Annotated in this window: 27 protein-coding genes; all 27 read right to left on the bottom strand. The window is 45.1% G+C overall.

What is annotated here, in order from left to right; translation table 11 throughout:
- Positions 1-8: 8 nt before the first annotated feature.
- Positions 9-998, bottom strand: coding sequence for a DNA-directed RNA polymerase subunit alpha (locus C9J12_RS07525; protein WP_006232363.1), 990 nt, complete (start codon positions 996-998; stop codon positions 9-11).
- A gap of 23 nt (positions 999-1021) precedes the next feature.
- Positions 1022-1642 (bottom strand): 30S ribosomal protein S4, encoded by a 621-nt coding sequence (gene rpsD / locus C9J12_RS07520; protein ID WP_006232362.1) that lies wholly within the window; start codon positions 1640-1642, stop codon positions 1022-1024.
- A gap of 27 nt (positions 1643-1669) precedes the next feature.
- Positions 1670-2059, bottom strand: a complete 390-nt coding sequence (gene rpsK / locus C9J12_RS07515; protein ID WP_005370963.1) for a 30S ribosomal protein S11 — start codon at positions 2057-2059, stop codon at positions 1670-1672.
- Between the two features lie 19 nt (positions 2060-2078).
- Complete coding sequence (rpsM, locus tag C9J12_RS07510) at positions 2079-2435, bottom strand: 30S ribosomal protein S13 (protein WP_107242135.1); 357 nt, start codon at positions 2433-2435, stop codon at positions 2079-2081.
- 144 nt (positions 2436-2579) lie between these two features.
- Positions 2580-2693, bottom strand: coding sequence for a 50S ribosomal protein L36 (gene rpmJ, locus C9J12_RS07505; RefSeq protein WP_006232360.1), 114 nt, complete (start codon positions 2691-2693; stop codon positions 2580-2582).
- 36 nt (positions 2694-2729) lie between these two features.
- Positions 2730-4046, bottom strand: coding sequence for a preprotein translocase subunit SecY (gene secY, locus C9J12_RS07500; protein ID WP_006232359.1), 1317 nt, complete (start codon positions 4044-4046; stop codon positions 2730-2732).
- A gap of 22 nt (positions 4047-4068) precedes the next feature.
- The gene (gene rplO / locus C9J12_RS07495; RefSeq protein WP_107242134.1) at positions 4069-4503 is read right to left on the bottom strand and encodes a 50S ribosomal protein L15; all 435 of its coding nucleotides are present in this window, start codon (positions 4501-4503) and stop codon (positions 4069-4071) included.
- A 5-nt stretch (positions 4504-4508) separates the two neighbouring features.
- Positions 4509-4688 (bottom strand): 50S ribosomal protein L30, encoded by a 180-nt coding sequence (gene rpmD, locus C9J12_RS07490; protein ID WP_006232357.1) that lies wholly within the window; start codon positions 4686-4688, stop codon positions 4509-4511.
- A gap of 5 nt (positions 4689-4693) precedes the next feature.
- Entirely contained in the window at positions 4694-5191 is a 498-nt protein-coding gene (gene rpsE, locus C9J12_RS07485; RefSeq protein ID WP_011217141.1) for a 30S ribosomal protein S5, read from the bottom strand.
- Between the two features lie 13 nt (positions 5192-5204).
- Positions 5205-5558: a 50S ribosomal protein L18 gene (gene rplR / locus C9J12_RS07480; RefSeq protein ID WP_107242133.1), complete on the bottom strand. Its 354-nt coding sequence runs from the start codon at positions 5556-5558 to the stop codon at positions 5205-5207.
- 9 nt (positions 5559-5567) lie between these two features.
- Complete coding sequence (gene rplF, locus C9J12_RS07475; protein ID WP_107242132.1) at positions 5568-6101, bottom strand: 50S ribosomal protein L6; 534 nt, start codon at positions 6099-6101, stop codon at positions 5568-5570.
- A gap of 12 nt (positions 6102-6113) precedes the next feature.
- Positions 6114-6506 (bottom strand): 30S ribosomal protein S8, encoded by a 393-nt coding sequence (gene rpsH, locus C9J12_RS07470; RefSeq protein WP_006232353.1) that lies wholly within the window; start codon positions 6504-6506, stop codon positions 6114-6116.
- 34 nt (positions 6507-6540) lie between these two features.
- Entirely contained in the window at positions 6541-6846 is a 306-nt protein-coding gene (rpsN, locus tag C9J12_RS07465) for a 30S ribosomal protein S14 (protein ID WP_006232352.1), read from the bottom strand.
- A gap of 15 nt (positions 6847-6861) precedes the next feature.
- Positions 6862-7401 (bottom strand): 50S ribosomal protein L5, encoded by a 540-nt coding sequence (rplE, locus tag C9J12_RS07460; protein ID WP_006232351.1) that lies wholly within the window; start codon positions 7399-7401, stop codon positions 6862-6864.
- A 17-nt stretch (positions 7402-7418) separates the two neighbouring features.
- Complete coding sequence (rplX, locus tag C9J12_RS07455) at positions 7419-7733, bottom strand: 50S ribosomal protein L24 (protein WP_006232350.1); 315 nt, start codon at positions 7731-7733, stop codon at positions 7419-7421.
- 11 nt (positions 7734-7744) lie between these two features.
- Positions 7745-8116: a 50S ribosomal protein L14 gene (gene rplN / locus C9J12_RS07450; protein ID WP_006232349.1), complete on the bottom strand. Its 372-nt coding sequence runs from the start codon at positions 8114-8116 to the stop codon at positions 7745-7747.
- Between the two features lie 164 nt (positions 8117-8280).
- Entirely contained in the window at positions 8281-8535 is a 255-nt protein-coding gene (rpsQ, locus tag C9J12_RS07445; RefSeq protein ID WP_107242131.1) for a 30S ribosomal protein S17, read from the bottom strand.
- Entirely contained in the window at positions 8535-8726 is a 192-nt protein-coding gene (rpmC, locus tag C9J12_RS07440) for a 50S ribosomal protein L29 (RefSeq protein WP_006232347.1), read from the bottom strand. Before rpmC ends, rpsQ begins: the two co-directional genes overlap by 1 nt.
- Positions 8726-9136, bottom strand: coding sequence for a 50S ribosomal protein L16 (gene rplP / locus C9J12_RS07435; protein WP_011217133.1), 411 nt, complete (start codon positions 9134-9136; stop codon positions 8726-8728). Before rplP ends, rpmC begins: the two co-directional genes overlap by 1 nt.
- Positions 9137-9147: 11 nt before the next feature.
- Positions 9148-9837: a 30S ribosomal protein S3 gene (gene rpsC / locus C9J12_RS07430; protein ID WP_011217132.1), complete on the bottom strand. Its 690-nt coding sequence runs from the start codon at positions 9835-9837 to the stop codon at positions 9148-9150.
- Positions 9838-9852: 15 nt separating this feature from the next.
- A complete protein-coding gene (gene rplV / locus C9J12_RS07425) occupies positions 9853-10185 on the bottom strand; it encodes a 50S ribosomal protein L22 (protein WP_107242130.1) in 333 nt (110 codons plus the stop codon).
- 10 nt (positions 10186-10195) lie between these two features.
- Positions 10196-10474, bottom strand: coding sequence for a 30S ribosomal protein S19 (rpsS, locus tag C9J12_RS07420; protein WP_007469141.1), 279 nt, complete (start codon positions 10472-10474; stop codon positions 10196-10198).
- Between the two features lie 17 nt (positions 10475-10491).
- Positions 10492-11319, bottom strand: coding sequence for a 50S ribosomal protein L2 (gene rplB, locus C9J12_RS07415; protein ID WP_006232342.1), 828 nt, complete (start codon positions 11317-11319; stop codon positions 10492-10494).
- An 18-nt stretch (positions 11320-11337) separates the two neighbouring features.
- Positions 11338-11640, bottom strand: coding sequence for a 50S ribosomal protein L23 (rplW, locus tag C9J12_RS07410; protein WP_006232341.1), 303 nt, complete (start codon positions 11638-11640; stop codon positions 11338-11340).
- Positions 11637-12239: a 50S ribosomal protein L4 gene (rplD, locus tag C9J12_RS07405; protein ID WP_006232340.1), complete on the bottom strand. Its 603-nt coding sequence runs from the start codon at positions 12237-12239 to the stop codon at positions 11637-11639. Before rplD ends, rplW begins: the two co-directional genes overlap by 4 nt.
- A gap of 15 nt (positions 12240-12254) precedes the next feature.
- On the bottom strand, positions 12255-12884 hold the full coding sequence (gene rplC / locus C9J12_RS07400) for a 50S ribosomal protein L3 (RefSeq protein WP_107242129.1): 630 nt from the start codon (positions 12882-12884) through the stop codon (positions 12255-12257).
- Positions 12885-12896: 12 nt separating this feature from the next.
- A complete protein-coding gene (gene rpsJ / locus C9J12_RS07395) occupies positions 12897-13208 on the bottom strand; it encodes a 30S ribosomal protein S10 (protein WP_006232338.1) in 312 nt (103 codons plus the stop codon).
- Positions 13209-13336: the final 128 nt, after the last annotated feature.

Genomic DNA, 13336 nt, shown 5'->3' with positions numbered 1-13336 from the left:
AGTAACTATTAATCTTCAGCGATTGATGCTGGCGGCCAGTTTTCTAAGCGCATGCCTAGAGAAAGACCACGTGATGCCAACACATCTTTGATTTCTGTCAAAGACTTCTTACCAAGGTTTGGAGTCTTTAGAAGCTCCACCTCAGTACGCTGAACGAGATCACCGATGTAATGGATCGCTTCTGCTTTCAAACAGTTAGCAGAGCGAACAGTTAGTTCAAGATCGTCTACAGGACGCAGTAGGATCGGATCGAACTCTGGCTTCTCTTCTTTCTCTTCAGGAACTCGTACATCACGAAGATCTACAAATGCATCCAGTTGTTCAGCAAGAATAGTTGCTGCACGACGGATAGCTTCCTCAGGATCAAGTGTACCGTTTGTCTCCATATCGATTACTAGCTTATCAAGGTCAGTACGTTGTTCAACGCGAGCTGCCTCTACAGCGTAAGCAATACGGTCAACTGGGCTGTAAGTTGCATCAACTAACAGACGACCAATTGGACGCTCATCTTCTTCAGTGTGAATACGAGCTGATGCTGGTACATAGCCACGACCACGTTCTACCTTGATGCGCATGCTAATTTCAGCATGGTCATCAGTAAGGTGGCAGATTACGTGCTCTGGGTTCGCAATCTCAACATCACCATCATGGGTGATGTCACCTGCAACAACAGGGCCTGCACCAGACTTGTTCAGAGTAAGAATAACTTCATCTTTACCCTCAACCTTAACGGCTAGACCTTTAAGGTTTAAAAGGATCTCGAGAATATCTTCTTGAACTCCCTCTTTGGTGCTGTACTCATGTAACACACCATCGATTTCTACTTCAGTTACAGCACAACCTGGCATTGAAGATAATAAAATACGACGAAGAGCGTTTCCTAGCGTGTGGCCAAAACCACGCTCTAGTGGCTCTAGAGTTACTTTTGCGTGCGTCGTGCTAACTTGTTCAATATCAACAAGACGCGGCTTAAGAAATTCTGTTACAGAACCCTGCATTGTGTCCTCTCTTAACTATAGCTTTACTTAGAGTAAAGCTCGACGATCAAGTGTTCGTTGATGTCGGCAGACAAATCAGAACGTTCTGGAAGGCGCTTGAAAGTACCTTCTAGTTTGCTGTTATCTACTTCGACCCAAGTCGGTAGTTCACGCTGTGTAGCAACTTCAAGAGCTGCTTTAATGCGTGCTTGGTTCTTAGCTTTCTCACGAATGCTAACAACGTCGTTTGCCGCTACCTTGAAAGAAGGAACGTTTACGACTGTACCGTTAACTAGAATCGCTTTGTGGCTTACCAGTTGACGTGATTCAGCTCGTGTAGAACCAAAACCCATACGGTAAACTACGTTATCTAAACGACCTTCAAGAAGCTGAAGCAGGTTTTCACCTGTGTTGCCTTTAAGGCGAGCAGCTTCTTTATAGTAGTTACGGAATTGTTTTTCTAATACGCCATATGTACGACGAACTTTCTGCTTCTCACGAAGCTGAACACCGTAGTCAGACAGACGACCACGTCGAGCACCATGTTGGCCCGGCGCGTTATCAATTTTACACTTGGTATCAATCGCACGTACGCCTGATTTAAGGAATAAATCAGTGCCTTCGCGACGGCTAAGCTTCAGCTTAGGACCCAAATATCTTGCCATGTTCTTTCTCCAATATTCCTAGGAACGTTATACGCGACGTTTCTTAGGTGGACGACAACCGTTATGAGGAATCGGAGTCGCATCAACAATGTTAGTGATACGGAAACCCGCTGCATTTAATGCACGGATTGTAGACTCACGACCAGGACCAGGTCCCTTAACCATAACTTCCAGGTTCTTAACGCCATATTCTTTGGCCATTTCACCACAACGTTCAGCAGCAACCTGTGCAGCGAACGGAGTAGATTTACGAGAACCACGGAAACCTGAACCACCTGCAGTTGCCCATGAAAGAGCATTACCTTGACGGTCTGTAATGGTTACGATTGTGTTGTTAAAAGAAGCATGGATGTGCGCTACGCCATCAGCTACTTGCTTGCGTACGCGCTTACGAGCGCGAGTTGGTTGCTTTGCCATTGTACTCTACCTTATCCGACTATCTTTTGATCGGCTTGCGCGGACCTTTGCGGGTACGTGCGTTGGTTTTAGTACGCTGTCCACGTAGAGGTAGACTGCGACGGTGACGAATTCCACGGTAACAACCAAGGTCCATAAGACGCTTGATGTTCATAGAAACTTCACGACGTAGATCACCTTCTACAGTGTATTTAGCTACACCTTCACGCAGTTGATCGATCTGCTCTTCAGATAATTCACTGATCTTAACACTTTCAGCAATACCCGCTTCAGCTAAAACAGCCTTAGAACGAGTTTTACCGATTCCGTAAATCGCTGTAAGCGCGATAACAGAATGTTTTTGATCAGGAATGTTAATGCCTGCAATACGGGCCACTATTCACTCCTAGTACTTTACAAGAATAACCACTGCAGAGCCCGTTTAGGATACGCAGTGGTGGTACAATTCTTTGCACACACAAAAGATTGGTTGGCTAATTTAGCCAACCTACCTTCAATTTGCAAGAAATATTTCTGCTAATTAGCCTTGGCGTTGCTTATGCTTCGGCTCAATGCAAATTATACGCACAACACCGTTGCGCTTAATAACTTTACAGTTACGGCAGATTTTCTTAACGGAAGCACGAACTTTCATTGCTAAACTCCGTAAAGGTTATCTAACATCAAGGACTTAGCCTTTGAGGTTAGCCTTTTTCAAAACAGACTCATATTGTTGAGACATCATGTGTGTCTGAACTTGAGCCATGAAATCCATAATAACTACAACTACGATTAGTAGTGATGTGCCGCCAAAATAAAAGCGTACATTCCATGCAATCATCATGAACTCGGGGATCAGACAGATAAAGGTAATATACATCGCACCCGCTAAGGTTAAGCGTGTCATAACTTTATCAATATATTTCGCAGTCTGTTCGCCCGGACGAATACCAGGTACGAATGCACCAGACTTCTTCAAGTTATCAGCTGTCTCGCGAGGGTTAAACACCAACGCGGTATAGAAGAAACAGAAGAAAATAATCGCAGCTGCATAAAGCATTACATAAAGCGGTTGACCTGGGCTAAGAGCAAGCGAAATATCGCTTAACCAACCAAGGTTCTCGTTCTGTCCAAACCACTGAGCCAGTGTGCCTGGAAACAAAATAATGCTTGATGCAAAAATCGCTGGAATTACACCTGCCATATTAATTTTCAATGGCAAATGAGTGCTTTGCGCTGCAAAGACACGACGGCCTTGTTGACGCTTGGCATAGTTAACGACGATACGACGCTGACCACGCTCCATAAACACTACAAAATATATTACAGCGAAAGATATAACCGCAATTAACAGTAGAAGAAGTACGTGCAATTCACCTTGACGTGCTTGCTCAACAGTTTGTCCGATAGCTGGTGGCAAACCCGCTACAATACCAGTGAAAATAATCACTGATATACCGTTACCGATGCCACGTTCAGTAATTTGCTCACCTAACCACATTAAAAACATGGTACCAGTGATCAAACTAACAACCGCAACAAAGTAGAAACCAAGACCTGGATTAATTACCAGACCAGGAATCATACTTGGTAACCCTGTAGCAATACCAATTGCTTGGAAAGTTGCCAAAACAAGCGTGCCGTATCGGGTGTACTGGCTAATCTTACGACGACCAGATTCACCTTCTTTCTTCAACTCGGCTAATGCCGGATGAACTACCGTTAGCAACTGTACGATAATCGATGCCGAAATATACGGCATGATACCTAGAGCTAAGATAGAAGCACGCTCGAGTGCACCGCCAGAGAACATGTTAAACAGTTCAATGACGGTACCTTTTTGCTGTTCGAACAAATCGGCAAGTACAGCAGCGTCAATACCAGGGATAGGCACAAAAGAACCTGCTCGGAAAATTAAGATAGCACCTAATACGAATAGAAGGCGTGTCTTAAGCTCTGCTAGGCCACCTTGTGCACTACGAAAATCTTTTCCTGGTTGTTTAGCCATCTGTACCTCATCCTCGAGTTAATTATTCCTCGATTTTACCACCGGCAGCTTCGATTGCAGCTTTAGCGCCTTTAGTCACGCGAAGACCTTTAACTGTAACTGTGCGAGCGATCTCACCAGAAAGGACAACTTTTACAAACTTGATGTCTTTAGTGATAAGGTTTGCTGTTTTCAGTGTAGCTAGATCAATCACGTCACCATTGACTTTCGCCAGTTCGCCTAGACGAACTTCAGCTGTTACCAAACTCTTGCGAGAAGTAAAACCGAATTTTGGTAGACGCTGTTTCAAAGGCATTTGACCGCCTTCGAAGCCTGGTCGAACAGAACCACCAGAACGTGATTTCTGACCTTTGTGACCACGGCCACAAGTTTTACCCAGACCTGAACCGATACCACGGCCTACGCGCTTCGAAGAAGGCTTAGAACCCGGAGCCGGTGATAGAGTATTCAAACGCATACTGATTACTCCTCAATTTTAACCATGTAGTGAACTTTATTGATCATGCCGCGTACGCAGGCAGTATCTTCAAGCTCAACAGTGTGGTTGATACGGCGAAGGCCTAGACCACGCAAACAAGCTACATGCTTCGGTAAACGACCGATAGAGCTCTTTGTTTGTGTTACTTTAATAGTATTAGCCATGTCGATCACCCCAGAATTTCTTTAACAGAAAGGCCACGCTTTGCAGCGATCATTTCTGGAGAGTTCATTCCACTTAAACCAGCAATTGTTGCGCGAACAACGTTGATTGGGTTAGTAGAACCGTATGCTTTAGCTAGTACGTTACGGATACCCGCAACTTCTAGCACTGCACGCATTGCACCACCGGCGATGATACCAGTACCTTCTGAAGCAGGTTGCATGTACACTTTAGAACCAGTGTGGCGACCTTTAACAGCGTGGTGTAGAGTACCTTCGTTTAGCGCAACTGTAACCATGTTACGGCGTGCTTTTTCCATTGATTTCTGGATTGCAGCAGGCACTTCACGTGCTTTACCATAACCGAAACCGATGCGACCGTTACCGTCACCAACTACTGTTAGTGCAGTAAAACTGAAAATACGACCACCTTTAACCGTTTTTGAAACACGGTTAACAGCGATTAGCTTTTCATTCAAATCTGATTGAGTCTTTTCGTTAGCCATCTTTCCGCCTACCTTAGAATTTCAGTCCAGCTTCACGAGCAGCTTCTGCTAGAGCAGCTACACGGCCGTGGTATTGGAAACCAGAACGATCGAAAGCAACATTAGCAATGCCTTTTTCAATCGCGCGCTCAGCAATAGCTTTACCTACAGCTGCAGCAGCGTCTTTGTTACCGGTGTTCGCAATTGACTCACGGATCACTTTTTCTAGGGTAGAAGCGGCAGCGATAACCTCAGAGCCGTTCGGTGCAATTACCTGAGCATACACATGACGCGGAGTACGGTGTATTACTAGGCGAGTTGCGCCCAGTTCAGCAATCTTGCGACGTGCTCGGGTCGCACGACGGATACGAGATGCTTTCTTATCCATAGTGTTACCTTACTTCTTCTTAGCTTCTTTAGTACGCACGACTTCGTCGGCGTAACGAACACCTTTACCTTTATAAGGTTCAGGGCTACGGTATGCGCGAATGTCAGCCGCTACCTGTCCAATTACCTGCTTATCAGTACCCGTAAGTACGATTTCAGTTTGTGTTGGACATTCAGCTTTAACACCAGTTGGCAATTCATGCGCTACTGGGTGCGAGAAGCCCAAAGTAAGGTTAACAGTATTACCAGCAACATTTGCACGGTAACCTACGCCTTTAAGGGTTAGCTTCTTAGTAAAGCCTTCAGTAACACCAACAACCATGTTGTTCACTAATGCACGAGCAGTACCTGCTTGTGCCCAAGCTTTATCAAAGCCTTCGCGTGGACCAAATGTTATGGTGTTTTCTTCCTGAGTTAAAACTACTGCGCTATTGGCAACAAGAGCTAGTTCGCCCTTAGGACCTTTAACAGTAATTTCCTGACCGTTGAGTTTAACTTCTACGCCAGCAAGAAGTACTACAGGTGCTTTTGCAACACGAGACATGTCCTACTCCTATTATGCTACGTAGCAGATAATCTCACCGCCAAGACCCGCTTTGCGAGCAGCGCGGTCGGTCATAAGACCCTTGGAAGTGGATACAACAGCAATACCAAGGCCACCCATCACTGACGGTAGCGCATCTTTTTTCTTGTAGATGCGTAAGCCAGGACGTGAAACACGTTGGATTTGCTCGATAACTGGGTTAGCTTCGAAGTACTTAAGAGTAACTTCTAGCTCTGGCTTAACTTCACCTGTAACAGTGAATTCAGCCACAAAACCTTCTTCTTTCAAAAGAGCTGCGATTGCAACTTTTTGCTTAGAAGATGGCATTTTAACAGCAACTTTTTTTGCTGTTTGACCGTTACGAAGACGGGTCAGCATATCCGAAATCGGATCTTGCATGCTCATAGTCAATACTCCGTGATTCTAAATTGGTAACTAATTACCAGCTGGCTTTACGTAGACCCGGAATCTCGCCTTTCATGCAAGTTTCACGAACCTTGATACGGCTTAAGCCGAACTTACGTAAGTAACCGTGTGGACGTCCAGTCTGGTTACAGCGATTACGCTGACGAGATGAACTAGAATCACGTGGTAGAGACTGAAGCTTAAGCACTGCATTCCAGCGATCTTCTTCAGACGCATTCACGTCACTAATAATAACTTTTAGCGCTGCACGCTTTTCAGCGAACTTAGCTACTAGCTTGGCACGTTTAGCTTCGCGTGCCTTCATTGATTCTTTAGCCATATGTAACCCTTACTTTTACTTACGGAATGGGAAGTTAAAAGCAGATAACAGAGCTTTTGACTCTTCATCAGAAGCAGCAGAAGTAGTGATAGTAATATCAAGACCACGCACTCGATCTACTTTGTCGTAGTCGATTTCTGGGAAGATGATCTGCTCACGAACGCCCATGCTGTAGTTACCACGACCATCGAAAGAATTCGGGTTTAGACCACGAAAATCTCGAATACGAGGAACAGCAATTGAAATTAGACGTTCAAAGAAATCCCACATACGTTCGCCACGTAGGGTTACTTTACAGCCAATCGGGTAGCCCTCACGGATCTTAAAGCCAGCAACAGACTTACGAGCTTTAGTAATTAACGGCTTCTGACCTGCAATAGCAGTCATGTCAGCAGCAGCATTTTCTAAAAGCTTTTTGTCGTTGATCGCTTCACCCACACCCATGTTAAGTGTGATTTTTTCGATCCTTGGGACTTGCATGATACTCTTGTATTCGAACTTTTCAGCAAGCTCTTTTACAACAGTCTCTTTGTAGTAATCATGCAGTTTCGCCATAGTGTACTACTCCAAAATTACTTAATAGTTAAGCTATTAGATTTAAAGAAACGAACTTTTTTGTCGTCTTCAAATCGAAAGCCTACACGGTCTGCTTTGCCGGTTTCAGCATTGAAGATTGCAACGTTAGAAACATCAATAGCTGCTTCTTGTTCAACGATGCCACCTTGCACACCCATTGCCGGTACAGGCTTCTGGTGTTTTTTCACAAGGTTAATACCTTCAACGATAACTTTACCGGTTGCTAGAACCTTAGTTATTTTACCTTTCTTACCTTTATCTTTACCGGTAAGAACGATAACTTCGTCGTTGCGACGGATCTTAGCTGCCATTTTGTTACTCCTTACAGTACTTCAGGCGCTAGTGATACGATTTTCATGAATTTCGTATTACGAAGTTCACGCGTCACTGGGCCAAAAATACGAGTACCGATCGGTTGCTCTGTAGTATCGTTCAATAATACGCAAGCATTACGGTCGAAGCGAATGACAGAGCCGTCTTGGCGACGAACGCCTTTACGGGTGCGTACAACCACCGCCTTCAGAACATCACCTTTCTTAACTTTACCGCGAGGAATTGCTTCTTTCACAGTAATCTTGATGATATCACCGATGTGTGCGTAACGGCGGTGAGAACCACCCAGAACCTTAATACACATTACGCGACGAGCGCCGGAGTTATCGGCTGCGTCAAGCGTACTTTGCATTTGGATCATGTTAGTGCTCCGCTTATTTTAAAACATCTAGACCCACTACGGATCGATATGCCTTTTCTTCAAAGGCGGCGAATAATAACACCATTTTCGACCGATGGGTAGACAAAAAATAAACGGCCCCAATATTTTTCAGGGCCGTCTAATCATTTAGTTGCTAAGTTCGCTTAAACGCGAGCTTTTTCAACTACGCGTACCAATGTCCAAGACTTAGTCTTAGATAGTGGACGACATTCACGAACTTCAACAGTGTCACCTAGGTTACACTCATTGTTTTCATCGTGTGCATGAAGCTTAGTCGTACGCTTAATGTACTTACCGTACATTGGGTGTTTCACCATGCGTTCGATAGCAACAACGATAGACTTGTCCATCTTGCTGCTAATTACACGACCAAGCTGGATACGAGTTTGTTCGCTCATTATGCGCCAGCCTTCTCAGTAAGAACGGTTTTAACACGTGCGATATCACGACGTACAGCTTTCAGGTTATGAGTCTGCTGTAGTTGACCAGTTGCAGCTTGCATGCGCAAGTTGAACTGTTCACGTAGTAGGCTCACAAGCTCAGCATTTAGTTCTTCAACGCTTTTAGCGCGTAGATCTACAGCGTTCATCACATTACCGCCTTAATTACAAATGTTGTCTTGATTGGTAGCTTACGTGCAGCAAGGTTAAATGCTTCACGTGCTAGTACTTCAGGAACACCATCCATTTCATAAAGAACTTTACCTGGTTGGATTTGGGCAACCCAGTACTCAACGTTACCTTTACCCTTACCCTGACGAACTTCCAACGGCTTGCTTGTAATAGGCTTGTCGGGGAAAACTCGAATCCAGATTTGGCCTTGACGTTTCACATGACGAGTCATGGCACGACGAGCAGCTTCAATTTGGCGAGCAGTCAAACGACCACGACCAACAGCTTTAAGACCAAATGTACCGAAGCTTACGTCAGTACCGTTCGCTAGACCGCGGTTACGACCTTTAAAAGTCTTGCGGAATTTAGTGCGTTTTGGTTGCAGCATCAATAAACTCCTTATTTACGGCTTTTGCGCTGCTTCTTAGGCTTGTCAGCCTTAGGCTCTTCAATTGGCATACCGCCTAGAACTTCACCTTTGAAGATCCAAACTTTAACGCCGATTACACCGTATTGGGTGTGAGCCGAAGAAGTTGCGTAATCAATGTCAGCACGAAGAGTGTGTAGAGGTACGCGACCTTCACGGTACCACTCTGAACGTGCGATTTCAGCACCGCCTAAACGGCCACCTACTTGAACTTTGATACCCTTAGCGCCAAGACGCATAGCGTTTTGAACTGCACGCTTCATAGCGCGACGGAACATAACACGACGCTCTAGTTGAGAAGCGATGCTATCACCAACTAGTTGAGCATCTAGCTCTGGCTTACGTACTTCAGAAATATTGATCTGAGCTGGAACACCCGCGATCTTTGAAATATGAGCACGTAACTTTTCTACATCTTCGCCTTTCTTACCGATAACGATACCAGGACGAGCTGTGTGAATAGTCACACGGATGCTCTTCGCTGGACGCTCGATAACAACACGAGATAAAGATGCTTTTTTCAGTTCTTTAATAAGAAACTGACGTACCTTGAAGTCGCCATCTAGGTTGTCAGCGAATTCTTGGCTATTAGCAAACCAAGTGGTATTCCAAGGCTTAACGATGCCTAGACGAATACCATTAGGATGTACTTTCTGACCCATTGCTTTCTCTCCTAGTTAGCGATCTGCTACAACAACAGTGATGTGGCTAGAACGCTTCAAGATGCGATCGGCACGGCCTTTAGCACGAGGCATAATACGCTTCATGGTAGGACCTTCGTCAACGAAGATTTTTGCAACATTAAGATCATCAATGTCTGCGCCTTCGTTGTGTTCTGCGTTAGCGATAGCTGAATCTAGAACTTTCTTGATTAACTCAGCAGCTTTTTTGTTGCTGAAGTTAAGAATTTCTAGAGCCTGTGCAACTGGCTTACCGCGCAGTTGATCTGCTACCAAACGTGCTTTCTGAGGCGAAATACGAGCAAAACGATGTTTAGCAATAGCTTCCATATCCTACTCCTTAGCGCTTCTTAGCTTTCTTATCTGCAGCGTGGCCGCGATAAGTACGTGTTGGTGCAAATTCGCCTAGCTTGTGACCGATCATTTCTTCAGAAACGAAAACAGGTACGTGCTGACGACCATTATGGACAGCGATGGTCAAACCGATCATCTGAGGGATGATCATTGAGCGACGGGACCAAGTCTTTACAGGCTTCTTGTCTCCGCTTTCCACCGCTTTCTCTACCTTCTTCAGCAAGTGCAGGTCAATGAAAGGACCTTTCTTGAGAGAACGTGGCATGGCTTATCCTCTGATAATTATTTTTTATTACGACTACGTACAATGTACTTGTCGGTGCGTTTGTTCGAACGAGTCTTGTAACCCTTAGTTGGTACGCCCCAAGGGGATACCGGGTGACGACCGCCTGATGTACGACCTTCACCACCACCGTGTGGGTGATCGACTGGGTTCATTACAACACCACGTACAGTTGGACGGATACCACGCCAGCGTGAAGCACCAGCTTTACCAAGCTCACGTAGCATGTGTTCCGAATTACCAACTTCACCAAGTGTCGCACGACATTCAGAAAGAACTTTACGCATTTCACCAGAACGTAGACGTAGAGTCACATAAGTGCCTGTACGTGCAATGATCTGAGCGTAAGCGCCAGCTGAACGAGCCAACTGAGCGCCTTTACCTGGCTTAAGCTCAACACAGTGTACTGTTGAACCTACAGGAATATTGCGCATTGGTAACGTGTTACCAACTTTGATTGCAGCATCTTCGCCAGACTGGATCATGTCACCAGCTGACACACCCTTAGGTGCGATGATGTAACGGCGTTCACCATCAGCATAAAGTACTAGTGCAATGTTTGCACTACGGTTTGGATCATATTCCAAACGCTCTACTTTTGCCGGGATACCATCTTTAGTACGCTTAAAGTCGATTAGACGGTAATGTTGTTTATTACCACCACCGATGTGACGTACTGTGATACGACCGTTATTGTTACGACCACCAGACTTAGAGTTTTTCTCTAAAAGTGGTGCGTACGGCTTACCCTTATGCAGGTCAGAGTTAACCACTTTTACTACGTGGCGACGACCCGGGGAAGTCGGCTTACATTTAACAATAGCCATTCTTCTTTGCTCCTAGCCTTACTCTGCACTACCAGCGAAGTCGATGTCTTGACCTTCTTTCAAGATAACGTACGCTTTCTTCCAGTCACTACGACGGCCTTGGCGTGCACCTTGACTTTTGGTCTTACCCTTAGCAACAAGAGTATTTACAGACTTAACTTCAACCTCGAACAGTTTTTCAACTGCTGCTTTAATCTCTCTTTTTGTCGCAGTAATCGCTACTTTAAACACGATAGTATTCGCGCTTTCTGCAGCCATTGTTGCTTTTTCAGAGATGTGCGGAGCACGTAGAACTGTTAAAATACGCTCTTCAGTGATCATGCTAGCATCTCCTCAACTTGCTTAACTGCAGCTGCAGTCATCACAATTTTGTCAAAAGCGATCAAGCTAACTGGGTCGATTGTCGCTGCATCACGAACGTCTACCTTGTAAAGGTTACGTGCTGCAAGGAATAGATTCTCATCTAATTCGCCAGTTACGATAAGAACGTCAGACAGATCAAGCTCTTTAAGCTTAGCTGCTAGTTCTTTTGTTTTTGGTGCTTCTACAGAGAAGTTATCAACAACGATTAAACGCTCTTGACGAACTAGCTCAGAAAGAATGCTCTTCATTGCACCACGGTACATTTTTTTGTTAACTTTCTGGCTATGGTCCTGTGGACGAGCTGCGAAAGTTACACCACCGGTGCGCCATAAAGGACTACGAATAGTACCTGCACGTGCACGGCCTGTACCCTTCTGGCGCCATGGTTTTGCACCACCGCCAGAAACGTCAGAACGAGTTTTCTGAGCACGAGTACCTTGACGAGCACCTGCTGCGTAAGCAACAACTACCTGATGTACTAGAGCTTCATTGAAATCACGTCCAAAAGTAGTTTCGGAGACAGTTAGCGCATCAGCGCCTTTGACTACCAATTCCATTACTAACTCCTCGACCTACGCTTTAACAGCTGGTTTAACGATCACGTTGCCGCCGATTGAGCCTGGTACTGCACCTTTAATAAGAAGCAGATTGCGCTCAGCGTCAACACGTACGATCTCTAGGTTCTGAGTCGTAACACGCTCAGCTCCCATGTGACCAGCCATTTTCTTGCCTTTAAATACGCGACCTGGAGTTTGACATTGGCCAATTGAACCCGGTGCACGGTGAGACAAGGAGTTACCATGGGTCATATCTTGAGTACTGAAGTTCCAACGCTTAATTACGCCTTGGAAGCCCTTACCTTTAGATGTGCCAGTAACGTCTACTTTTTTAACTTCGTTGAACAGTTCAACATTTAGCTCAGCGCCAACTGTAAACTCTTCACCATTTTCTAGACGGAATTCCCAAAGACCGCGTCCAGCTTCAACACCCGCTTTCGCGAAGTGACCAGCAGCTGGTTTAGATACACGGTTAGCTTTCTTAGTTCCAGTAGTGATCTGAATTGCGTTGTAACCGTCAGTCTCAAGAGATTTAACTTGAGTTACACGGTTAGCTTCAACTTCAACCACTGTTACTGGGATAGAAATGCCTTCTTCGGTAAAGATGCGGGTCATGCCCACTTTACGACCGATTAGACCAATCATTTCTTACTCCCCTTAACCTAGGCTGATCTGGACATCAACGCCAGCAGCTAGATCTAGACGCATAAGAGCATCAACAGTTTTATCTGTTGGCTCAACGATGTCGATAAGACGCTTGTGAGTACGGATTTCGTACTGATCACGTGCATCTTTATTGACGTGTGGAGAAGTAAGAACAGTGAAGCGTTCTTTACGAGTAGGAAGAGGGATAGGACCCTTAACCTGCGCGCCAGTACGCTTAGCTGTTTCAACGATTTCCGCTGTTGACTGATCAATCAGACGGTGATCGAACGCCTTAAGGCGGATACGAATACGTTGGTTCTGCATGAGACAGAGCTCCAATTAAAATTTACACAAACAATATCGCCATTCTAATTCGAATAAACGAAAGAATGCCGATTGATTTATGTGAAACCGTAGTACCCCATTTGGGTACGTTGTCAGTCAATTTAATG

The sequence above is a fragment of the Photobacterium frigidiphilum genome, assembly GCF_003025615.1.
Classification (GTDB): Bacteria; Pseudomonadota; Gammaproteobacteria; order Enterobacterales; family Vibrionaceae; genus Photobacterium; species Photobacterium frigidiphilum.
This window is presented reverse-complemented; position numbering and strand designations above follow the sequence as displayed.